At 41.5% G+C, this 23,676-nt stretch carries 21 protein-coding genes; 16 read left to right on the top strand and 5 right to left on the bottom strand.

Translation table 11 applies throughout. The features are described 5' to 3' along the window. Positions 1 to 110: 110 nt before the first annotated feature. Together I6E11_RS05790 and I6E11_RS05785 are read right to left on the bottom strand one after the other, a co-directional pair. Positions 111 to 1,496, bottom strand: coding sequence for a DUF4270 domain-containing protein (locus tag I6E11_RS05790; protein WP_235336951.1), 1,386 nt, complete (start codon positions 1,494 to 1,496; stop codon positions 111 to 113). A gap of 74 nt (positions 1,497 to 1,570) precedes the next feature. Next, positions 1,571 to 2,392, bottom strand: a complete 822-nt coding sequence (locus I6E11_RS05785) for a glycogen/starch synthase (RefSeq protein WP_235336950.1) — start codon at positions 2,390 to 2,392, stop codon at positions 1,571 to 1,573. A gap of 290 nt (positions 2,393 to 2,682) precedes the next feature. On the opposite strand from I6E11_RS05785, the gene panC reads away from it, so the two are divergent. Then, on the top strand, positions 2,683 to 3,528 hold the full coding sequence (gene panC, locus I6E11_RS05780; protein WP_235336949.1) for a pantoate--beta-alanine ligase: 846 nt from the start codon (positions 2,683 to 2,685) through the stop codon (positions 3,526 to 3,528). Positions 3,529 to 3,541: 13 nt separating this feature from the next. Further along, complete coding sequence (gene panD / locus I6E11_RS05775; RefSeq protein WP_235336947.1) at positions 3,542 to 3,892, top strand: aspartate 1-decarboxylase; 351 nt, start codon at positions 3,542 to 3,544, stop codon at positions 3,890 to 3,892. Between the two features lie 95 nt (positions 3,893 to 3,987). Here the strand turns inward: panD and I6E11_RS05770 are convergent, their stop codons facing one another. The 3 genes from I6E11_RS05770 to I6E11_RS05760 all read right to left on the bottom strand — a co-directional run bounded on the left by I6E11_RS05770 (position 3,988) and on the right by I6E11_RS05760 (position 8,485). After that, the gene (locus I6E11_RS05770) at positions 3,988 to 5,979 is read right to left on the bottom strand and encodes a fructose-1,6-bisphosphatase (RefSeq protein ID WP_235336946.1); all 1,992 of its coding nucleotides are present in this window, start codon (positions 5,977 to 5,979) and stop codon (positions 3,988 to 3,990) included. 32 nt (positions 5,980 to 6,011) lie between these two features. Beyond that, complete coding sequence (locus I6E11_RS05765) at positions 6,012 to 7,673, bottom strand: putative transporter (protein ID WP_235336944.1); 1,662 nt, start codon at positions 7,671 to 7,673, stop codon at positions 6,012 to 6,014. A gap of 203 nt (positions 7,674 to 7,876) precedes the next feature. Further along, positions 7,877 to 8,485: a tetratricopeptide repeat protein gene (locus I6E11_RS05760; RefSeq protein WP_235336943.1), complete on the bottom strand. Its 609-nt coding sequence runs from the start codon at positions 8,483 to 8,485 to the stop codon at positions 7,877 to 7,879. Between the two features lie 206 nt (positions 8,486 to 8,691). Here I6E11_RS05760 and I6E11_RS05755 point away from each other — a divergent pair, with 206 nt between their 5' ends. From I6E11_RS05755 to I6E11_RS05690, 14 genes are all read left to right on the top strand, one after another. Beyond that, positions 8,692 to 9,771 carry a phosphotransferase enzyme family protein gene (locus I6E11_RS05755; RefSeq protein ID WP_235336942.1) on the top strand — a complete coding sequence of 360 codons (1,080 nt, stop codon included), beginning with the start codon at positions 8,692 to 8,694 and terminating at the stop codon, positions 9,769 to 9,771. Positions 9,772 to 10,039: 268 nt separating this feature from the next. After that, positions 10,040 to 10,468: a SoxR reducing system RseC family protein gene (locus I6E11_RS05750; protein ID WP_235336941.1), complete on the top strand. Its 429-nt coding sequence runs from the start codon at positions 10,040 to 10,042 to the stop codon at positions 10,466 to 10,468. A 17-nt stretch (positions 10,469 to 10,485) separates the two neighbouring features. Next, complete coding sequence (locus tag I6E11_RS05745) at positions 10,486 to 11,451, top strand: Fe-S cluster domain-containing protein (RefSeq protein ID WP_235336940.1); 966 nt, start codon at positions 10,486 to 10,488, stop codon at positions 11,449 to 11,451. Between the two features lie 37 nt (positions 11,452 to 11,488). After that, positions 11,489 to 12,826, top strand: a complete 1,338-nt coding sequence (rsxC, locus tag I6E11_RS05740) for an electron transport complex subunit RsxC (protein WP_235336939.1) — start codon at positions 11,489 to 11,491, stop codon at positions 12,824 to 12,826. Positions 12,827 to 12,850: 24 nt separating this feature from the next. Then, on the top strand, positions 12,851 to 13,840 hold the full coding sequence (locus tag I6E11_RS05735) for an RnfABCDGE type electron transport complex subunit D (RefSeq protein ID WP_235336938.1): 990 nt from the start codon (positions 12,851 to 12,853) through the stop codon (positions 13,838 to 13,840). Then, positions 13,837 to 14,457 carry an RnfABCDGE type electron transport complex subunit G gene (locus I6E11_RS05730; protein WP_235336937.1) on the top strand — a complete coding sequence of 207 codons (621 nt, stop codon included), beginning with the start codon at positions 13,837 to 13,839 and terminating at the stop codon, positions 14,455 to 14,457. The genes I6E11_RS05735 and I6E11_RS05730 overlap by 4 nt, the downstream gene beginning before the upstream one ends. A 21-nt stretch (positions 14,458 to 14,478) precedes the next feature. After that, a complete protein-coding gene (gene rsxE, locus I6E11_RS05725; RefSeq protein WP_235336936.1) occupies positions 14,479 to 15,063 on the top strand; it encodes an electron transport complex subunit RsxE in 585 nt (194 codons plus the stop codon). A 19-nt stretch (positions 15,064 to 15,082) separates the two neighbouring features. Beyond that, a complete protein-coding gene (rsxA, locus tag I6E11_RS05720; protein ID WP_235336935.1) occupies positions 15,083 to 15,682 on the top strand; it encodes an electron transport complex subunit RsxA in 600 nt (199 codons plus the stop codon). A gap of 216 nt (positions 15,683 to 15,898) precedes the next feature. Further along, positions 15,899 to 16,933, top strand: coding sequence for a UDP-glucose 4-epimerase GalE (galE, locus tag I6E11_RS05715; RefSeq protein WP_235336934.1), 1,035 nt, complete (start codon positions 15,899 to 15,901; stop codon positions 16,931 to 16,933). Positions 16,934 to 17,297: 364 nt separating this feature from the next. Continuing rightward, a complete protein-coding gene (locus I6E11_RS05710) occupies positions 17,298 to 17,771 on the top strand; it encodes a DUF456 domain-containing protein (RefSeq protein WP_235336933.1) in 474 nt (157 codons plus the stop codon). A 634-nt stretch (positions 17,772 to 18,405) separates the two neighbouring features. Beyond that, positions 18,406 to 20,610 (top strand): sodium-translocating pyrophosphatase, encoded by a 2,205-nt coding sequence (locus tag I6E11_RS05705; RefSeq protein ID WP_235336932.1) that lies wholly within the window; start codon positions 18,406 to 18,408, stop codon positions 20,608 to 20,610. 32 nt (positions 20,611 to 20,642) lie between these two features. Next, positions 20,643 to 21,128: a ferritin gene (locus tag I6E11_RS05700; protein ID WP_235336930.1), complete on the top strand. Its 486-nt coding sequence runs from the start codon at positions 20,643 to 20,645 to the stop codon at positions 21,126 to 21,128. 155 nt (positions 21,129 to 21,283) lie between these two features. Continuing rightward, positions 21,284 to 21,805: a 3'-5' exonuclease gene (locus tag I6E11_RS05695; RefSeq protein ID WP_235336928.1), complete on the top strand. Its 522-nt coding sequence runs from the start codon at positions 21,284 to 21,286 to the stop codon at positions 21,803 to 21,805. A 114-nt stretch (positions 21,806 to 21,919) separates the two neighbouring features. Further along, positions 21,920 to 23,605 (top strand): putative transporter, encoded by a 1,686-nt coding sequence (locus I6E11_RS05690; RefSeq protein WP_235336926.1) that lies wholly within the window; start codon positions 21,920 to 21,922, stop codon positions 23,603 to 23,605. Positions 23,606 to 23,676 lie beyond the last annotated feature (71 nt).

Below are 23,676 nucleotides of genomic sequence, written 5' to 3'. Positions count from 1 at the left end.
TTATTCTTATTTGCAAATCCAGGCTTAACATAATATAAAACAAAAAGAGCATACAGTATAGTCAGAATCCTTTACCGTATGCTCTTTGATTATTGGGGGCAACTAGCCGTTTATGGTCTAGTGTATATTACCTCGATATTAAGTTCTTCTCCATCCTCTCCTCCAAACAGTCTTGCTGCATTAACCTCCATATCGTGTGACAATCCAATAACATTACCTTCAGTGTCTGTTTCTGTTGTTACAGGGATAAGAACAACCTTATCTCTATCATCTGTGTCATTCTCTTTATTTCTTATTTCAGTGAAAATATGGCTTATAAGGCGGTTAAGCTTAGAGAATGTGTATGAGTTTGTGCTACTGTCGTATGTACCCAGAAAAGATGTCTTATTGTCGTATGTCTTGTTTTTTTCAAAAAAGTCATTCAACTCACCTTTTCTCATCATTAAAACATTCTGAGGTATTCCCATCTGGTATTCACTTTTGTTTTCATGCCCTGCATATCGATATTTTTTAATCGATAACGTAACAGAATTCAATGTGTCATTTTGGTGTGCATCAAAAATCTCGTCTATCGGCAATTCTATTTCAGTACATAATCCAGCCGGAGTTTTCAGATATGTGTGTTCTGTCTCTTCAACCAGGGTATTCAAACCTTGAGAGTTATAGTCTTTATTATTAAGGTTTGTCGACATCAATACCTCCTTGCTGGCAGCCAGTATCGTATTGCCATGCACAAGTGAGTCTATCTCTCCTGTTGTTTGTCTTTTGGTGTAATAGTCCATGTTCAGCCTTAGCCAAATGTCCTGAATATATACTATTGAACCATCTCCTTGTGTGGTATGGACATAGAAACCACTCAATACATTGTTAATAAATGAATATGCATCTTTGAAATACTCAGGATTGCTTCTGTATAAGTTCTCAATTTTTTGGCTAAACTCCTTTCCCAAGTTTATTTTTATGTTAGGATAATATCCGCTTGTATTCCTTAATGAATCGCTTACAGACTTATCTACTGCAGCATACGATTTTTGTGCTATACAGTCTGTATTTTCATTGTAATAATTTTCAGGAGTGAAATTTGTGTAGTACAACTCTGTATCCTCATCATTGATTACTTTGTCCAGTTCGTCCACCTGTACAGTAAGAGTAGCCAGTGAGTCGCCATAATATCCTGTATAGTATAGTTCAAGTGATGCGCCTGTTATTTCTTTCAGTTTTTCCGGAAGTTCAAATCCTTCAGGGCAGTTTATTTGAGTTATGAAGTTTGCCGAAAACTCTCCAAAGTCAGGATCGGTGTATTTTCCAAGATATGCTCTGTTTGTACGCGAATACACCTTGTCGAGTTTGAACGTTTTAGACGAAACCTTATAAGTTTTGGAGAATGCTTCGATTTTGTCCACGTTTGAAACGAAATCTCCAATACCGGATGTTGAATCGTCGCAACTATAGAGTGCTGCTGCAATAGTTATGGCAGCCAATAACTTGAATTTCATACTATAAAAATATATGGTTTATAAAAACAAATCAATGTAGTTCTGGCTATTCTACATTGATTTGTCGTGGTTTATTATTCGTTATCTTCCAAAACCTTGTCATATAGTGAATTGCATGCCTCGGCATAAGCTTCGAATCCTTGCTGGTTCTCTACCACAGGAATATTAAGGCTTCTTGCATAATCCAATAGTTCCTGGCTTACGTTTTCGCCATTCTGTATTACACCGTCGGAGTATGATATTGCAAGTTTGCACAGTTCATTGTATGTTATAGGTTTGTTTATCATTTTCAGGTCGTCTGATGTAATGTCCTTAAACTTCAACAGTTCGTTGAAATTTTCCACCAGATTTGATTTGAAGCCATCGTCGTATATAGAGAATACAACTTTCGAGTCGCGGAATGAAGGCTCGTCGCAATATGCCTTTTTGATATACAATGGCACTACTGCACTCATCCAACCATGACAGTGTATTACGTCAGGACACCAGCGTAATTTTTTCACCGTCTCCAGTACACCTCTTGCATAAAATATAGCTCTTTCTCCATTGTCCTCGTATTCATTTCCGTTTTCGTCAGTAGTCATTAGTCTGTGCTGGAAATAATCGTCGTTATCAATGAAATATATCTGTCGGCGTGCAGCTTGTACAGAAGCTACTTTGATGATAAGCGGATGGTCTGTATCATCAATTATCAAGTTCATTCCAGACAGGCGGATTACTTCGTGCAACTGATTTCTACGTTCGTTTATAATACCCCACTTAGGCATGAATGTTCGTATTTCACGACCTTTATCCTGGATTGCCTGTGGAAGGTTCTGTCCGATAAGCGAAAGTTCGCTTTCCGGCACGTAAGGAGTAATTTCTTGTGTAATGAATAAAACTTTCTTAGCGCTCATGTTATTATTTATATGCTCAAAATGTTCTGCAAAGGTACAAAAAAATGGGCAGATATGAAAATGCAGTTTCAAATAAATCCTTATAGTATGTTAATAGGTGTGGGTTTTACCATAAATAACCTGTTCTGTAAATCTTTTTTGGGCTTAATGCATCCCGAGAATACACTTTTTTAGGTTTATCTTTCATTATATGATAAATAATGGTTTACTTTGCACCGGATTTCGGGAACTATATAATAGCTCTGTATATAGACTTAATATAGAAGAATAGTATAAACTATAAAAAAGAAATGAAGTTAATTCAGACAATCAGTGAACTGCGCAATGAGTTGCAGGCAGTTCGTAAGCAAGGAAAGTCAATAGGGTTGGTACCTACTATGGGTGCTTTGCACGAAGGGCATGCCTCTTTGGTGAAGCGTGCTGTGAGCGAGAACGATGTTGTGGTGGTAAGCGATTTCGTCAATCCTACACAGTTTAATGACAAAAACGATTTGTTGAAATATCCGCGAACTCTGGAAGCCGACTGTGAATTGCTTGAAAAGCATGGTGCGGCATTTGTTTTTGCTCCTTCGGTAGAAGAAATTTATCCGGAACCTGATACGCGTCAGTTCAGTTATGCTCCGCTTGACACTGTTATGGAAGGTAAGTATCGTCCGGGACACTTCAATGGTGTGTGTCAGATAGTCAGCAAACTTTTTCTTATAGTAGAACCGGACAGAGCTTATTTCGGCGAGAAGGATTTCCAGCAGCTTGCCATTATACGCGAGATGGTGCGTAAATATCCTTTCAACCTTGAAATAGTGGGATGTCCTATCGTTCGTGAGGCCGACGGACTGGCTTTGAGCAGCAGAAATGCACGTCTGTCTGCCGAACAGAGAGCGCAGGCTCTTCAGATTTCGAAAACCCTTTTCGACAGTTTGGAGTTTGCAAAAAAACATACTCTGCAGGAGACAAAACTGTATGTGGAAAACAGAATAGCCGAGTCTGAAGGATTGCAGTTGGAGTATTTTGAAATAGTCGACGGAAACACTCTTCAGACAGTTTCAGAGTGGGAGGAAAGCAGTTATATTGTAGGATGTATTACTGTGTTCTGCGGCGAAGTCAGATTGATAGATAATATAAAATATAAAGAATAAACCCGTAAAATATATGATGATAGAAGTATTGAAGTCGAAGATACACCGTGTTACAGTTACCCAGTCTAATCTTAACTATGTGGGAAGCATTACCATTGACGAGGATTTGCTGGATGCAGCGAACATTATTCCTGGTGAGAAGGTACATATTGTGGACAACAATAACGGTGAAAGATTCGAGACTTATGTGATTAAGGGTGAACGTGGCTCCGGATGTATCTGCCTTAATGGAGCGGCAGCACGTAAGGTACAGGTAGGGGATATAGTGATTATAATCTCTTATGCTCTGATGGATTTTGAGGAAGCCAAGACTTTTAAGCCTTCGGTTATTTTCCCTGATTCATGTACCAACAAGTTGGTTTGATTTATACGGTATTGTCATTTATAAGAAAAACGCTTTGACGTTTCAACCGAAACGTCAAAGCGTTTTTCTTATAAATGACCTGTCGTTTTTTTGCATTAAATGGCTCTTTCCTTCAGTATGCCTGTTCTGTATGCAAAAAGCAATTTCTTGAGATCCTCAATCTGTATTTTCAGCTCTTCGCCTTTGTCTGTATCCTTCACCATTACACGTTTTGTGCTTAACTCCACAATCTGTGTTGTCGATTTGATGTCATTTCCCTCTTCTATGGCTCTTTGTGTAGAAGTGAACGGCTCGTGCTGTACAAGCTGGAATCCGCGTGAGTGATATACCAGGGTATATCCTGCTATTCCTGTTTCCGGCTGGTATGCTTTCGAGAAACCTCCGTCTATAACCATAAGTTTGCCGTTGGCCTTTATTGGTTTTTCTCCCTGTACGGCCTTTACCGGTACGTGTCCGTTTATTATATGACGGTGTTCGCCCGTAACATTGAATTCATCCAGAATCATGTCGCACACAGTCTCGTCGTCTCTTTTCGAATAGTAGAATCCCTTTATCTCCTTGTGTGTCGATTTGTCTGTAAGGAAATATCTTTCGAATGTTGCCATTTTGCTCTTGTCGAAGGCAGGAGAGTCTTTTCCGCACCATAAGTACCACACGTAGTCCAGAGCAAAATCCTTTTCTTCATTGTCGTTATCGGCAAAATAGGCTGTACGTATCAACTGTCCCACTTTGTTTAGCAGTTCCTTTCCTTTATATTTTCTCTCGCCTATACTTACCTCCTTTAGGCTTCCGTCCTCATTTAGCGGCATTGATGCATGAAATAGGAGATTGGAATTGCATACATTGTACATGCATCCGTATCTGAACAGGCATTTCATGTGTTTGCGCAGTTTCTCGCTTCGTGTAAAAGAATCGTACAGCTTATTCACTACATCCGCTTCCTCATCTGTCAGTCTGTACGGATCTTCAGGATTTACAGTAGGCATGATGCAGTCTCTCATTTCGTATTCCTTGTCTTCCAGTCTGAGGACTTTCTTGTCGAAGTCAATATGGTGAAGCAGAAGTCTGTCCTCCATCTTGAATTCCGGTCTTCTCTTTATTATTTCAGCTTCCAGCTTGAACTGTATGATGCTTATGGCCTTGTGCATCTGGGCTATCATACGTAATGTCTTGTCGCTGTACTGAACGTCATATTCCTTGGGATAGAACTGAGTGCACGGGTCGTCGGCATATGTTTCCATTGCAAATGTGGCAAGCGGCAACAGGTTTATACCGTATCCGTCTTCCAGTGCAGGCAGGTTTCCGTATCTCATGGCCAGTCGCAGAACGTTGGCTATACTGCATTTGTTTCCGGCAGCAGCTCCCATCCAGAGTATATCATGGTTTCCCCACTGAATGTCGAAATTGTGATAATTGCACAAAGTGTCCATTATGATGTGAGGGCCTGGTCCTCTGTCGAATATATCGCCAAGAATGTGGAGTGAGTCAATTGTCAGTCGCTGTATCAGGTTGCACAATGCTATAATAAAGTCATCGGCTCTGTCTGTGTCTATTATTGTGCTGATGATTACGTTTATGTATGCCTGTTTGTTCTGGGTAGTGCTGCTTTCGTGCAGAAGTTCCTGTATTATGTAAGAGAACTCTTCTGGCAATGCTTTTCTTACCTTCGAGCGGGTGTATTTGGATGACACATTCTGGCATACACTTACCAGTTGGTTCAGTGTAATCACGTACCAGTCGTTCATGTCATCTTCTGTTTCTTTTACGCGTATTAGCTTTTGTTCAGGATAGTATATAAGTGTACACAGTTCTTTCTTCTCGGCTTCCCTGAGCGTGTTGCCGAATATTTCGTTCACTTTTCTTTTTATTGCGCCCGATGCATTTCTGAGTACATGATTGAATGCTTCATATTCCCCATGAAGATCTGCCAGAAAATGCTCTGTCCCCTTAGGTAGGTTTAATATAGCTTCGAGGTTTATTATCTCGGTACTTGCTGTAGCTATAGTGGGGAAACTTTGCGACAGCAGTTCCAGATATCTTAAATCGTTTTTGATTTCCTCTATTTTTGCCTTGTTTGTTACTGTCATGGCTTTCAGATTTATATTATGATTGGTTTATTCTATAAAAAAAGCATAAGTATGATTTGTATCATTATCACTCTGGTAAACATTCCTAGAGGATATACAGTGGCATAACTTACAGCCGGATTGTCATTTGGAATAATGTCATTGGCATAGTTCAGTGCCATAGGATTGGCCATACTTCCGCAGAGCATTCCGCAAGTGCTTCCAAAGTCCAGATGGAACACACGGAGTGCCACTATTGCCATAATTATCACCGGTATGAATGTTATGGCAAATCCTATACCTATCCATAGCGCTCCTTCCGGACGCATAACGGTTTCGAAGAAATGTGCTCCGGCATCTAGTCCCAGACATGCCAGATACAATGACAGCCCGATACCTCTTAGCATAAGGTTTGCACTTCGTGTGGTATAAGTCACAAGGTGAAGGCGTGGACCGTAAGCACCAATCAGTATACCTATTATTATAGGTCCCCCGGCCAGTCCAAGTTTTACAGGCGAGCTTATTCCGGGGATGCTGATAGGTATCGCTCCGATAATAAGTCCTAACACTATACCTATAAATATAGATGCCATATTCGGGTCCTTCAGCGTTTTCACAGTATTGCCCAAAACTTTCTCTACATTCTGTATTGCGGCAGCTTCACCCACTACAGTCAGCCTGTCACCCAATTGAAGTACGAGTCCCGGTGTGGCAAGAAGTTGTACTCCGCTTCGTGTCACTCGGCTTATGTTTATACCATATGAATTTCTCAGTCTCAGGCTTCCGAGTTTCTTTCCGTTTATTTCAGGTCTTGATATAACTACATGTTTCGAAATAAGTTGGCTGTCTATAGCATTCCAGTCTATATCATCCTTGTTCCAGTCTCTGTTTTCCTGCTCTCCAAACAGGATTGTCAGGGTAGGGGCATCTTTTTCTGTAGTGATAACAAGAATTCTGTCATTCTCTTTCAGGATTTTTTCAGAAGTAGGTATACTCACGTTTCCGTCTCGCCAAAGCCTGGAGATAACGAATTTGGGATAACTGAGCTTGGCTATGTCCTGTATGCTTTTGTTGAATATAGCTGGGTTATGGACCTGGAAAGTGGCTATGTACGTATGGTTTGTGTCATCGTGCTCATGGCTTTCCATATCTTTTGGTTTTACTACCAGTTTCTTCAGGACAACTATGGCCAGTATTACGCCCACTACTCCCAGGGGATATGTAATGGCACAGCTCAAAGCAGCTCCGCTTGTAGGTTCTCCCAGCTGTTTCAGCGTCTGCTGTGCAGCTCCCAGTGCCGGAGTGTTGGTAGTAGCTCCGCATAATATACCTGCCATGTCCGACAGTGGTATTGATGCTGTTTTACTTATTATTACAGCCATAGCACTACCAATCAGGATTACTCCCAGTCCAAGCATATTCAATTTGTATCCACCTCTATGGAATGAACTGAAAAAGCCCGGACCTACCTGAAGCCCGAGAGAGTAAACGAATAATACAAGTCCGAAACTTTCTGCATAGATAAGCATCTGTGGGTCTATGGAGAACCCAAGATGACCTGCAAGAATTCCTATGAAAAAAACGAATGTCACTCCCAGTGAAACTCCAAACAGATGTAGTTTCCCGAATCCAAGTCCTATTGCTGTGATAAGTGACAGTATAATGACAGCCTGTAAGGCTGAATGCTCAAAAAATAAATTTGTAAACCATTCCATGCCGCAAATTTACATACTTTTTTTGATGAATGTTTATATTATGTTATTTTATTTTCGTGAAATCGGGGCTTTACGTATTCATCTGTTTTACCATCTGACAGTGTGTCTGGAAAAAACGAGCGGCTGTTTACCGAATATCATTCAAAATCGGTAAACAGCCACTGTATGGCTTTATAATGTCTTCCTGTTTTCTGTGTATGTCTTTATTTGAGAGACATAAGTCCCATTACATTTGTTACTTTTTTGGCAAGCTCTTCTGTTGGAACAGATTCTATAAGTTTCATCATTAAGTCTGTCACATCAGTGTTGCTGTTTATGCTGAGTGCATGATTCAAATCTTCTATTGCTTCTTCGTAGTTTTTTGTGTTAACATACATTTCGGCTCTAGTCTTATAGCTCTCTGCGTCGTTAGGATTGATTGCTATCGATTCTGTAATATCGTTGATGGCATTTTCCCATTTTCCTACGTTGCCCCAAAGTATGCTTCTGGTGTAATAAGCAAATGAACGATACTCGCTGTCATTTTCAGGTATCAGCTCTATGCTGGAATTGGCAGCATGCATGGCCAGTACCACATCGTTGCATGCATTGCAGATAAGTGCCATATAGCAGTGGGCATATCCGTTGTCAGGATTGTTCTCTATTTCTGCATTCAGATACTTATATGCATTTTCTATATCACCATTGTTTAATGCTGTAACTCCGTTGATGTAATTTTCGGATTCTGGACGATTAATGTTTTCTGCATATGATATTCCGCAAGTAAACATTATAATTAATAATGTAATAATAGTTTTTCCAGTGGTTTTCATGTTGCTCTCAAATTTTAAAGTTATGGCGCAAAACTATAAAGTTTTATTTAACCGACAAAGAAATGCCATGAAAAAATGTTGGAATAAATAAAAAAACATCTATCTTTGTCGCATCTGAATTAATCTAAAACTGAAAATTAATCATAAATTGCTATCTCGTGATAGCAAAATACATATAGAATGAAATATTTAAACTTGTTATAACCATGAATTCATTAAATCAAATCATTGAAAAATTTCCGGAAATTAAGGATGTAGAGTCTGTAAAGCCTTTAACTGCAGGACTTATCAATCAGACTTATCTTGTGACAACTCAGGAGGGAACTCCGAATTTTATTCTTCAGTGCATCAACCATAACATTTTCAAGAATGTCGATCTCTTGCAGAATAATATAGAGTGTGTGACAAATCATATCCGCAAGAAACTTGCAGATGCCGGCGAGAAGGACCTTGACAGAAAAGTCCTACGTTTTGCAGTGGCTGACAATGGTAAAACTTATTATTTTGACGGTGAGAGATACTGGCGTGCATGTGTGTTTGTAGAAGGTTCAGTCACACTTGATGCCGTTACTCCGGAGTCTTCATATCTGGTAGGTCTTAAGTTCGGCGAATTCGAGGCAATGCTTTCCGATCTGCCTTGTCATCTGGAAGAGACAATTCCTGACTTCCATAACATGGAGTTCAGAATGAAACAGTTGCGAGATGCGGTAGAGGCTGATGTGGCAGGACGTATGGATAAGGTACGCGAACTGGTGGCCGAGATTGAAAAGGATGCATACGAAATGTGTTGTGCAGAAAGATATTATCGCGAGGGAAAACTGCCTAAGCGTATATGTCACTGTGATACTAAAGTGAGCAATATGCTTTTCGACAAGGAAGGAAATGTGCTTTGTATAATCGACCTCGACACCGTGATGTCAAGCTTTGTATTCTCCGATTTCGGCGATTTTCTCCGTTCGGCAGCCAATACAGGTCAGGAAGATGATAAGAACCTTGACAATGTGAAATTTAATTTTGAGATTTTCAAGTCCTTTGCAAAAGGATATATCGAGTCTGCAAAATGCTTCCTCACTCCATTGGAAATAGAACTTCTTCCGTATGCGGTAACATTGTTCCCTTATATGCAGGCTGTGCGTTTCCTCACCGATTATATAAATGGGGATACTTATTATCAGATAAAGTATCCTGAACATAATTATGTGAGAACCCTTGCGCAGTACAAGCTTTACAAAGAAACAGTAGCTGCTATAGATGACATGAGGGAGTATATCAAAACACTGATATAATTGGTGTGATACGTTAGTGTAACACTATTCGGACTGAAAGTTTTTACTTTTTTATTTTTAATAATGATATAAGGACTTTATCCATAATTGGCATTCCTGAGTATTAGGTTTGTTCAGTGGATAAAGTCTTTTTATATATTTTTTTGTCGTAATACCCTGTGAGTGCTTCTGAATTGGATTTTTTTCACAAAAAAAATCTCGTTAGCGATAACGGGTATTGAAAAAATATTGTACATTTGCTGCATATTTGTAATGTGTAGTTTGCAAAATGAATAATAATATAAAACACCTTGGTATTGTGGAAAGCATAGACGGCTCTCTTGTGAGGGTAAAAATTCTTCAGAGTTCGGCTTGTTCGTCGTGCAGCGTGAAAGGTCACTGTAATATTTCGGAGACCAAGGAAAAAATAATCGATATACATGATAAAAAAAGTGCAGAATGTTGCTCCATAGGGCAGCAGGTTATGGTGTGCGGTACCACCTCGATGGGTATGAAAGCTGTTCTTCTGGCTTTTGTACTGCCTTTCGTGGTACTTCTTGCAGCCTTGTTCGTTTCTATGAGGGTTACAGATGGTGATGAGGCTACGTCGGCTTTAGTTTCGTTATGTACTCTTATACCTTATTATATACTGATATATCTGTTGAGAAATAAAATCAGTCGTACATTCTCGTTTACATTGGAAACAATAAATAATTAATAAACTAACTTTAATTTATGGATTTAATTTTAATTGCAGTAATTTCATTAGGAGCCATCGGCTTGGTCGCAGCAGTAATTCTGTATGCGGCATCTAAGAAATTCGCTGTGTACGAAGATCCGCGAATTGCTCAGGTAAGCGAAGTGCTTCCTCAGGCTAACTGCGGTGGATGTGGTTATCCGGGATGTTCGGGCTTTGCAGCAGCTTGCGTAAAAGCCGGTTCACTTGAAGGTAAACTATGTCCTGTAGGCGGACAGCCTACAATGGAAAAAGTAGCTGCCATTCTTGGTCTTGAAGCTGCAGCTTCAGAACCTAAGGTAGCAGTGGTGAGATGTAACGGTACATGTGCCAACCGTCCTAAACTTACTAAGTACGATGGTGTACGCTCATGTGTAGTGGCTAACTCTACTTATGGTGGTGAGTCAGGATGTACATTCGGATGTCTTGGCTGTGGCGACTGCGTGTCGGCTTGTACATTCGGTGCCATCAAGATGAATCCTGAAACAGAACTTCCTGAAGTGGACGAAAGCAAGTGTACTGCCTGCGGTGCCTGTGCCAAGGCTTGTCCTCGCTCAATCATCGAAATCCGTCCTAAAGGTAAGAACAACCGCCGTGTTTACGTTCAGTGCGTCAACAAGGATAAGGGTGCTGTTGCCCGTAAGGCTTGTACTGCTGCATGTATCGGTTGTGGTAAGTGTGTCAAGGTTTGTCCGTTCGAGGCTATCACTCTTGAAAACAATCTTGCTTACATCGACCCTGCAAAATGTAAATCATGCCGTAAGTGCGAAATGGAATGTCCACAGAATGCTATTATCGCTGTGAACTTCCCTCCAAGAAAGGCAAAACCTGCTGAAGAAACTGCTCCAAAGGCTGAAACTGCTACTCCTAAAGCAGAGACAGTAGCTCCAAAGGTTGAAAAACCTGCAACTGAACAGCCAAAAGCAGAAACTCCTGCACAGGAAGCTCCAAAGGCAGAAGCATAATTAATCCGATTAGTAACAATAATAAAACGATATAAACGTGAAAACATTTAGAATAGGTGGAGTCCATCCGGCAGAAAACAAGTTGTCGGCAGGCAAGGCTATTGAAACGCTTGCCCTCCCCAAACAGGCTGTTTTCCCTTTGTCTCAGCATATAGGTGCACCGGCTACAGCCATCGTTAAGAAAGGTGACGTAGTGAAGGTTGGTACTAAGATTGCCGAAGCAGGCGGTTTCGTGTCGGCTGCTATATATTCTTCAGTATCAGGTAAGGTGAACAAGGTGGACAGCGTTATCGATGCCAGCGGTTACCGTAAACCGGCTATCTTCATCGACGTGGAAGGTGACGAATGGGAAGAATCAATCGACCGCAGTACAGAACTGGTTAAGGAATGCAACCTCACTCCGGAAGAAATAGTAGCTAAAATCAAGAATGCAGGTGTAGTAGGTATGGGTGGTGCTTGTTTCCCTACTCATGTGAAACTTACTCCTCCTCCGGGATGCAAGGCTGAATGTGTTATCATCAACGCTGTAGAGTGTGAGCCTTATCTTACTGCCGACCACCGTCTGATGCTTGAAAAAGCTGACGAAATCCTGGTAGGTGTGCAGATTCTTATGAAAGCCGTAAAAGTTGACAAGGCTTACATCGGTATAGAAAACAACAAGCCTGATGCCATCAAGCTGATGACAGAAAAGGCTGCTCAGTATAAAGGTATAGAGATAGTACCTCTGAAAGTGAAATACCCTCAGGGAGGTGAAAAACAGCTTATCGACGCTGTTATCGGCCGTCAGGTTCCTGCTCCTCCTGCAATTCCTATCAATGTGGGTGCCGTAGTTCAGAACGTTGGTACTGCATACGCTGTTTATGAGGCTGTACAGAAGAACAAACCACTGTTCGAACGCGTGGTTACAGTGACAGGTAAATCACTGAAAAATCCTTCAAACTTCCTTACTCGTATGGGTACACCGATGAGTCAGCTTATTGAGGCTGCCGGAGGTATGCCTGAAGATACAGGAAAGGTTATAGGTGGTGGTCCTATGATGGGTAAGGCACTTGCCAACACTGAAGTTCCTATCTGCAAGGGTAGTTCAGGCGTTCTTCTGATGAACGACAAGGACGCTTCGCGTGCAGAGGCTATGCCATGTATACGCTGTGCAAAATGTGTGAGCGCATGTCCTATGGGACTTGAGCCGTTCCTTCTTGCAACAGCATCAGCTCATGGCGACTGGGAACGCGTAGAGAAAGAAATGATTATGTCATGTATAGAGTGTGGTTCATGTCAGTTCACATGTCCTTCACGCCGTCCTATGCTCGACTATATCCGTTTAGGTAAAGGCAAAGTAGGTGCGATTATCCGTGCACGCAATGCTAAAAAATAATCAATCGAAATTTATCGAATAACTATGGCTAATAAATTAATAGTATCTTTATCACCCCATGTACACAGCGGCGACAGCGTACAGAAAAACATGTACGGTGTAATCATAGCCTTGATACCTGCTTTGCTCGTGTCATTCTATATGTTCGGTCTTGGGGCTGTAATCGTAACGCTCACATCTGTTGCAGCGTGTCTGTTCTTCGAATGGGCCATCACTAAGTTCATTCTGAAACGCGAACGTACAACCATACTCGACGGCTCGGCAGCACTTACAGGTTTGTTGCTTGCCTTCAACCTTCCGTCAAACCTTCCTTTGTGGATCATCATCATCGGTGCACTTGTAGCAATCGGTATCGGTAAGATGACATTTGGCGGATTGGGATGCAATCCTTTCAACCCTGCATTGGTTGGACGTATCTTCCTGCTTATCTCTTTCCCAGTACAGATGACTTCATGGCCTGTAGCCGGTCAGCTTACAGCTTATACAGATGCTGAAACAGCTGCAACACCGCTTGCCCTGATGAAAATGGCTGTCAAGGGTGATGCTACTGCTCTCGAGCAGCTCCCTTCTACTATGGACCTGTTCCTCGGTAATAATCCTGGATGTATCGGTGAAATCAGTGCATTGGCTTTGTTGCTCGGTCTGGTATATATGTTGTGGAAGAAAATCATCACATGGCATATCCCTGTGTCAATCATCGCTACAGTATTCGTATTCGCTACATTGCTGAATCTGGTTGACCCTGCCAAATATGCCGACGGATTGACTCATCTGTTCACCGGTGGTCTTATGCTGGGTGCCATCTTCATGGCTACAGATTATGTTACATCGCCTATGAACCACAAAGGCATGATTATCTACGGTATTGCCATAGGTTTCCTTACAGTGCTTATCCGTACTTTCGGTGCCTATCCGGAAGGTATGTCGTTCGCCATCTTTATCATGAACGCATTCACTCCGCTAATCAATACATATTGCAAACCTAAAAGATTTGGGGAGGTAGTAAAGAAATGAAAAAGCTAGAATCATCATTGAAGAATATGGCTCTCGCACTGACAGGTTTCTCTGTAGTGGCAGGAGCAATATTGGGCTGGGTGAACGAAGTGACCGCCGAACCTATAGCGCAGGCCAATGCAAAGACACTGAGCGACGCTATAGCAGTGGTAGTTCCAGGTTTCGACAATAACCCGGCGGAAGCTCCTGAGACAATCGATGTTGACGGTGTTTCTTACAAGATATACAAGGCTACAAAAGGTGGCGAGTTTATCGGTGCTGCAGTAGAATCTTCATCTATGGGATTCGGTGGTGAACTGAAAGTCCTTGTCGGATTCGATGTTGAAGGCAACATCATCGACTATTCTTTGTTGAGCCACGCAGAAACTCCGGGATTGGGTTCCAAGGCTGCCGACTGGTTCAAGAAAGGTGCCAAAGGTGATATCACAGGCAAGAATCCTGGTGAAGCTCCTCTGGTAGTTTCAAAGGACGGTGGTCAGATAGATGCCATCACAGCTTCTACTATCACTACACGAGCATTCCTTGCTGCAGTGAACAGTGCATACGGAGCATATAAGAACCAGCATGTTGAAGGTACCAGCGGTGCTACTCAGCAGGCTTCTGATAATAATAAATAAAAATAGGAGAGGAGTAAGATTATGAATAATTTTAAAGTATTGATGAACGGAATCGTTAAGGAAAATCCTACTTTCGTTCTCCTTTTGGGTATGTGTCCTACTTTGGGTACAACATCTTCTGCCATCAACGGTATGGGTATGGGACTTGCTACAATGTTCGTGCTTATCTGTTCAAACATTGTAATCTCTTCTATCAAGAAACTTGTGCCTGACATGGTTCGTATTCCTATCTTCATCGTAGTCATCGCTTCGTTCGTGACAGTATTGCAGATGGTAATGCAGGCATACGTTCCTGCCCTCTACGCTACTTTGGGTCTGTTCATTCCGCTTATCGTGGTGAACTGTATCCTTCTTGGTCGTGCTGAGGCTTTTGCTGCCAAGAACAATCCTATAGCTTCACTGTTCGACGGACTTGGTATGGGACTTGGTTTCACTATCGCACTGACATTGCTCGGTGGTGTACGCGAATTCCTCGGAACAGGCAAGATATTCAATATCGCAATCATGCCGGAACAGTATGGTATGCTGATATTCGTTCTTGCACCTGGTGCCTTCATTGTATTGGGCTATCTGATTGCTATTGTAAACCGCTTGAAGAAAGCATAACCCTTAAAAGACTTTTAATATGGAATATATATTGATATTTATTACAGCTATATTCGTGAACAACATCGTGTTGTCACAGTTCCTTGGTATCTGCCCGTTCCTGGGAGTATCAAAGAAAGTTGAAACAGCTATGGGTATGGGTGCGGCAGTAGCATTCGTGTTGGTTCTTGCAACTATCGTTACTTACGTCATCCAGAAGTTTGTCCTCGATGCTTTCGGACTGGGATATCTTCAGACCATTGCTTTCATCCTTGTCATTGCAGCATTGGTGCAGATGGTTGAGATTATCCTCAAGAAGGTTTCTCCATCGCTCTATCAGGCACTTGGAGTGTTCCTTCCACTTATCACAACCAACTGCTGTATCCTTGGTGTTACAATCCTCGTTATCCAGAACGACTTCGATTTGCTGACAGGTGTCGTATATGCATTTGCTACAGCACTTGGTTTCGCACTTGCACTTATCGTATTTGCAGGAATTCGCGAACAGCTCAGTATGGTGAATATCCCTAAAGGAATGCAGGGAATGTCAATCGCCTTAGTTACAGCAGGTTTGCTTGCTATGGCATTCATGGGATTTTCAGGTGTTGACAAAGGTCTTGCAGCATTGTTTGGAATATAATTTATTATTGAAGTTATATAATTTATAGAAGTTAAGCTAAGTCTCTAACTTCTTTAACTTCAGCATAAAATAAATACAGGAAATCCGGTATCGTTATGATGCCGGATTTTTTTGTATAATTTCCATTAAATTGGTTGAATTTTGAATTTTATTTATTATATTTGCTCGAAATAATTCTAAAACTTTATTATACAGAAAATATAAAAACCTTTAATTATGAAAAAAAGAATTCTGGTTGCCGGTGGTACAGGCTACATCGGTTCTCACACAGTCGTAGAATTACAGAATAACGGTTATGAAGTAATCATCGTAGACAATCTTTCAAATTCAAGAGCCGACGTAGTTGATAGCATCGAACAGATAACAGGTATTCGTCCAGCATTCGAAAAGGTAGACTGCCTCGATTACGAAGGAATGGATGCTGTTTTCACAAAATATCCAGGTATCGAAGGTATTATCCATTTTGCAGCAAGCAAGGCTGTAGGCGAATCAGTAGAAAAACCTTTGCTATACTATCGTAATAATATTGTATCATTAATCAATATTCTTGAACTTATGCCAAAACATGGTGTAAAAGGAATTATATTCTCATCATCATGTACTGTATATGGTCAGCCAGATGTATTGCCAGTAACAGAATCTGCCCCTATTAAGAAAGCGGAATCTCCATACGGTAATACAAAACAGATTAACGAGGAAATAATTGACGATACTATAGCTTCAGGTTCTCCAATCAAGGCTATCAAACTTCGTTATTTCAATCCTATAGGTGCACATCCAACAGCCCTTATCGGAGAATTGCCAAATGGAGTTCCACAGAACCTCATCCCTTATCTTACTCAGACTGCAATGGGAATACGCGAGAAACTAAGTGTATTTGGCGATGACTATGATACTCCTGACGGTTCATGTATTCGCGACTACATATATGTTGTTGATTTGGCTAAGGCTCACGTAATAGCAATGAACCGTATTCTTGATGGCAAGCAGAAACAGGCTTCAGAAGTATTCAACGTAGGTACAGGACGCGGCTTGTCAGTTCTTGAACTTATCAATGCATTCGAATCATCTACAGGAGTAAAACTTAACTATCAGATTGCTCCTCGCCGTGCTGGAGATATAGTTAAGGTATGGGCCGATCCGTCATACGCTAATAATGAGCTTGGATGGAAAGCTGAAACTTCTATCGAAGACACACTGCGTTCTGCATGGAAATGGCAGGTACATTTGCGCGAAAAAGGAATTATGTAAAATTCAGATACATGCATATATATAATATAGGTACAAAATAAATTAAAACTATCTAGTTTGCATGGCTGTATGTGAATATGGATATGCAAAAGTCTGTGGAAACAGATTAATAATAGTAGTTTTGTCGTGTTTTATTTTGTGTTTGTGTTGTGGCTGTTCTTCGACGTGAGTCGAGGGGCAGCTTTTTTTTTAATTATATTTATGTTTAACTACTTTGAATTGAATTTATTGAAATTGACTCAATATCTTCCTTAGTGATTTTGGAAATATTTTTCTTTGGCTTCCTGGTACAATGTTTTTTAACACCTTTAATTTTGGAAAGCCATGTATACTCGCTAAATTTGAGCAACTTAAACTTTTTTCTATGGATATATTTTTGATAATTGTTTCGTCAATATTAATGTTGATAGGACTGTTGGGATGTATTCTTCCGGCACTTCCCGGACCACCGGTTTCTTATATCGGCTTTCTTTTGCTTCATTTCACCGATAAGGTGCAGTTCACTACTACACAGATTCTGGTATTGCTCCTTTTAGTAATTATAGCCCAGGTGTTGGACTATTTTATTCCAATATTGGGCAGTAAATATTCGGGAGGTACGAAATGGGGTAGTTGGGGAGCTTTCATAGGTTCTGTTGTCGGATTGTTTTTTCTCCCTTGGGGATTAATATTAGGTCCGTTTTTAGGTGCAATTGCAGGCGAACTTTTTGGTGATGCAGATGTAAAATCCGCTTTTCGCTCCGGTGTAGGTGCTCTTGTGGGATTTCTTTTGGGTACTGTACTTAAGGTTGCACTGTGTATGTATTTCATAGTTCTTATGATACGTGCCTTAATCTGATTTATGTGCTTTTCGTTGTCGCACACGGCGTTTTTTAGCCTAAGAAATGATATAAATCAAGAAAAGCGGTATTTTCGTTAAAAATATATTCTTCAACATTGTTTTTATCAATTTTACCCTTACCTTTGCATCGTGGTTGTGAAACCAGTAAGACTTATAAAAGAAAAATAGACACAAAAATATTAAGGTATTAGACTTAAGGTAATTTATTAAGGTATTAGGTTAAGGTTATTAGTTTAAAGGTAAAAGAGATTTTCAAGGATTAGTTTTTTAGGATTAAGGTTAAGAGAGAGATTAACAGTTTTCAGGATTTAGGAATTAGTTTTTAATAGGTTTTAGGAAATGAACCAGGTAAAAAGACTAGAAGAAGGATAACACAAAGACTAGAAAAACAAAAGATGAAAAGAACCCTTAATTGGGGGTTCTTTAGATGGCCGGCGGCATTCATGGATAACTGGATGACGCCTTTTTTATGTCCGTATGTTTCCGTTTTTAAAATAAATCGCTATATTTTATATAATATAGGATGCGGTTCGGCATAGCCAAATCTGAAAAAAACATGTTTTTTCGTTTGTCTATGTTCTCACCTTTCACTATATTTGGGAAAAGCGTTCAAACTTAAAATCAAATTCTTATGGAAGCAGGCTTATTTTGGATTGTACCGGCAGCCTCGGTTTTGGCATTGGTACTCGCATGGTATTTCTACCGTCAGATGATGAAGGAAAGTGAGGGAACACCCCAAATGCAGAAGATAGCATTGCATGTGCGTCAGGGAGCAATGTCGTATCTTAAGCAGCAGTACAAGGTCGTTACCATTGTTTTCATCGCTCTGGTAATTTTATTTTCCATTATGGCATACGGATTCAATCTTCAGAATCATTGGGTTCCTGTAGCATTTCTTACAGGAGGCTTCTTCTCCGGACTGTCAGGATATCTTGGAATGAAAACTGCCACATATGCTTCTGCACGTACTGCCAATGCAGCGCGTACATCTCTTAACAGGGGGCTGAGAGTAGCCTTTCGTAGCGGTGCAGTCATGGGGCTGGTTGTAGTTGGTTTAGGTCTATTCGACATTTCTTTTTGGTATCTTCTTCTCGACAGGGTAATTGACGCTGATTCTGCCAATCCTACGGCGAAACTTTGTATGATAACTACCACTATGCTTACGTTCGGTATGGGAGCTTCCACCCAAGCTCTGTTTGCCAGAGTAGGAGGAGGTATATACACAAAAGCTGCCGATGTTGGTGCCGACCTTGTAGGTAAAGTGGAAGTAGGTATTCCTGAAGACGATCCGCGTAATCCTGCCACTATAGCTGATAATGTGGGCGACAATGTAGGCGACGTAGCCGGTATGGGTGCCGACCTTTACGAATCATATTGTGGCTCAATCCTTGCCACGGCGGCCCTAGGTGCAGCAGCTTTTATCGGTACTGGTGACACCGAAATGCAGTTCAAGGCTGTTATCGCCCCTATGCTCATTGCAGCAGTTGGCATCATATTGTCCATAATAGGAATTTTTGCAGTCCGTACACGCGAGGATGCCGGCATGAAGGATTTACTGAAGTCCCTTTCTGTGGGCACAAATCTCAGTTCTATTCTCATAGTAATTGCCACATTCTTTATCCTCTGGCTTCTTGACATGAAGAATTGGGTAAACATCTCATTTGCCGTTGTAGTAGGTCTGATAGTAGGTATAATCATCGGACGTTCCACAGAGTATTACACATCTCAATCATATAAACCTACACAGAAACTCTCGGAAAGCGGAAAGACAGGTCCTGCCACAGTCATTATCTCCGGTATAGGTCTTGGTATGGTATCTACCACTATCCCTGTAATAGCCGTTGTAGCCGGCATTATCTTGTCATATTGGCTTGCATCAGGTTTCGACCTCTCCAATATAGGTATGGGATTGTATGGTATAGGTATTGCTGCCGTTGGAATGCTCTCAACTCTTGGAATAACCCTCGCAACTGATGCTTACGGTCCTATAGCCGACAATGCAGGAGGAAATGCCGAAATGAGCGGTCTCGGAGCAGAAGTCCGCAAGCGTACCGATGCTCTTGATTCCCTGGGTAATACCACAGCCGCCACAGGAAAAGGCTTTGCCATTGGTTCTGCAGCGCTTACCGGTCTGGCCCTCCTTGCATCCTATATAGAGGAAATCCGAATCGGTCTTGAAAGAATAGGCAATACAGTGCTTGAACTTCCAAACGGTATCAGTGTAGCCATACACGAAGCTACTTTCACCGATTTCATGATATACTACGATGTTACCCTCATGAATCCTAAAGTCCTTTCCGGTATGTTCATAGGCAGTATGATGGCATTCCTCTTCTGCGGACTTACTATGAATGCCGTAGGCCGTGCCTCAGCCCATATGGTGGAAGAAGTACGCCGCCAGTTCCGAGAGATAAAAGGTATACTCGAAGGAAAAGCAGAGCCGGATTATGCCCGTTGTGTGCAGATATCAACCAAGGGAGCACAGCGCGAGATGGTATTCCCTTCAGTATTGGCAATAGTAGCACCTGTAGTAACCGGCCTCTTGTTCGGAGTTTCAGGAGTGATAGGTCTTCTCATCGGAGGATTATCATCAGGATTTGTGCTTGCTGTCTTCATGGCCAATGCCGGCGGAGCATGGGACAATGCGAAGAAATACGTAGAAGAAGGTAATTTCGGAGGAAAAGGCGGTGAAGTTCACCGTGCCACAGTAGTGGGCGATACAGTGGGCGACCCTTTCAAAGATACATCCGGACCTAGTCTGAACATCCTGATAAAGCTTATGAGTATGGTAGCCATAGTAATGGCAGGACTTACGGTGGCATGGAGTTTGTTATAGAATAGTCAACGTATATATTAAATTTATAAACTATGATTTCAGAAAAACTACAGAACGCAATCAATGCGCAGATTACTGCCGAAATGTGGTCGGCTAATCTTTATCTTTCAATGTCTTTCTACCTCCAGAAAGAAGGTTACGACGGATTTGCTACATGGATGAAAAAACAGTCACAGGAAGAACTGGACCATGCATATAATTTGGCTGACTACCTGATGAAACGTGGTGGCGAGGCTAAAGTAGACAAAATAGATGTTGTTCCTCAGGGATGGGGAAGTCCGCTTGAAGTATTCGAACACGTTTACAAACACGAATGCCATGTGTCACAGCTCATTGATGAACTTGTAAACATTGCTTCCGAGGTAAAAGACAAAGCTTCACAGGATTTCTTGTGGGGATATGTTCGCGAGCAGGTAGAAGAAGAAGCTACAGCTCAGGGCATCGTTGACAAATTGAGACGTTGTGGCGACCATTCAGGTATCCTTTATATGGATGATAAATTGGGACAGCGCAAGTAATTCTTTTTACGATGCAATAATTTTAGTGCTGCAATTTTGTCAGTGTGACAAAGTTGCAGCACTTTTTTTATGGCTAAAATATTTTATATTTGCTAATTTCATCTTTAAAACATAATTTTGAGATAAATTAATTGCGATTATAGAATAACAGCTTTATGCAGAATAAATCAGATCTTAACTTCATAGCAATAGACTTTGAAACGGCTACTTCCAAACGTGCTTCGATATGCGAAGTAGGTATCTGTGTGGTACGAAACGGAGAAATTGCAGAGACACGTTCATGGCTTGTACGCCCTGAAGACAACTATTACCAGTATTGGAATATAAAAGTTCATGGTATCCGTCCCCAGGACACAGAGAATGCTCCTGATTTCCGTCAGGTATGGGAAGAAATAGAATGTACTTACCTTGATGAGTTTGATACCTTTGTAGCACATAACGTACCTTTCGACAAAAGCTGTTTGCAGCATTCAGCAGCGCTTTACCGTATCCATCTTCCAGAACTGAAATGGATATGTTCTTTGCAGATAGCACGAAGAATCTATTCCTTTGGATGCAATTCACTGGATTATCTTTGTGAACAGCTTGGTATTAAGCAAGGTACACATCACCGTGCGGGCGATGATGCCGAGATGTGTGCCAGATTGTTTCTAAAGGAGCTTGAAGAAACCTATTAAATATGCTTGAAAAATAATTCTCCCCCACAAATATTCCCTCTATTAAGATATTGTTATTACCTTTGCCTCCCGTAATTAAAAACGATATAATTTAATACGATAAAAACTAAAATTATGGAATTGATTGAAAACCTGTTTATGGGTTATCCCAATTTATGGGGAGGGGGAGTAGCACACTCTGTGCTTATTCTGTCACTGGTTATAACTCTAGGTATTGCACTAGGTAAGGTAAAGGTGGCAGGTGTGTCATTAGGTATCACATGGATACTGTTTGTCGGGATTATCTTCGGGCATTTCAATATGAATCTCAACGAGCATCTGCTTCATTTTCTCAAGGAGTTCGGATTGATATTGTTTGTCTATTCCATTGGTTTGCAGGTAGGTCCCGGTTTCTTTTCTGCGTTCAAGAAAGGAGGTCTCACTCTCAATACAGTGGCTATGACCGTTGTCTTTTCGGGTGTGATTCTTGCAATAGTCCTTCATTTTGTTTCAGGAGTGCCCATCACCACTATGGTAGGTATACTTTCCGGAGCCGTTACCAATACACCCGGACTTGGTGCTGCACAGCAGGCCAACAGCGACCTTAACGGTGTCGATGCTCCAGAGATAGCCCTTGGTTATGCCGTAGCCTATCCTCTTGGTGTGATAGGTTGTATCCTCTCTCTCTGGGGATTGAAATATATCCTTCGCGTAAAGGTTGATGCCGAAGAGGCAGATGCCAAACGTGGTTCCGGACACCTTCAGGAACTTACAGTCCGTCCTGTCACCATCGAGATACACAACGAGTCTGTATTGGGAAAGAAACTTCGCGACATTCATCCGCTGGTGAAGAGATATTTCGTTGTTTCGCACATCCATCATGCCGACACAGGAATAGTTGAAATGGCCGATGCCGATACAGTATTAAATCTGAACGACAGGATTCTGCTTACCTCGGCTCCGGTGGATATAGATGCCATAACAGCATTTCTAGGTTTTCAGGTTGAAATGAATTGGGAGAAGGAAGACACTAATCTGGTGACAAGAAGTGTAGTCATAACCCGTTCAGAGGTAAACGGCAAGATGCTTTCACAGCTTAAGATAAGAAACAGTTTCGGTGCCAACGTCATCAGAGTGAACCGTTCTGGTGTCGACCTCGTGGCATCTCCTGGTCTCCAGCTTCAGATAGGCGACCGCGTGATGATAGTGGGCGACGAACTGGCAGTGGGACAGACAGAGAAAGTCCTTGGTAACTCACTGAAGCAGCTTAACCATCCTAATCTTATTCCTATATTCCTCGGCATTGCCTTGGGATGTATTCTCGGTAGCATTCCTTTCGTATTTCCTGGCATACCTCAACCCGTTAAGCTCGGTCTTGCAGGAGGTCCGCTCATCGTCTCTATCCTGATAAGCCGTTTCGGTCCGCAATACAAACTCATCACCTACACCACCATGAGTGCCAATCTGATGGTGCGCGAAATAGGTCTTTCACTCTTCCTTGCCTGTGTAGGACTTGGTGCCGGTGCCGGATTTGTCGATACTATAGTTCATCACGGAGGATATGTATGGATAGGATACGGAGTCGTTATCACTGTTGTTCCTTTGATTATAGCCGGAATAGTGGGACGTTATGCCTTCAAGCTCAATTATTTTACGCTTATAGGAGTCCTTTCCGGAGCTACAACCAATCCGCCTGCGCTTGCATATTCCAATGACCAGACATCATGTGATGCGCCTGCAGTAGGTTATGCTACGGTATATCCTCTTACGATGTTCCTTCGCGTACTCACTGCGCAATTGCTGATTTTATCGTTGGCATAAATGTATATTTGTTTCCAAAATGCAGGAAAATGTGTATCTTTGCATCGTTTTTTTGAAAAATGATAAATAAA

The organism is Bacteroides caecigallinarum (assembly GCF_021531075.1).
Taxonomy (GTDB): Bacteria; Bacteroidota; Bacteroidia; order Bacteroidales; family Bacteroidaceae; genus Phocaeicola; species Phocaeicola caecigallinarum_B.
Note: the sequence above shows the minus strand (reverse complement) of the source record. Positions and strands in the feature narration are given on the sequence as shown.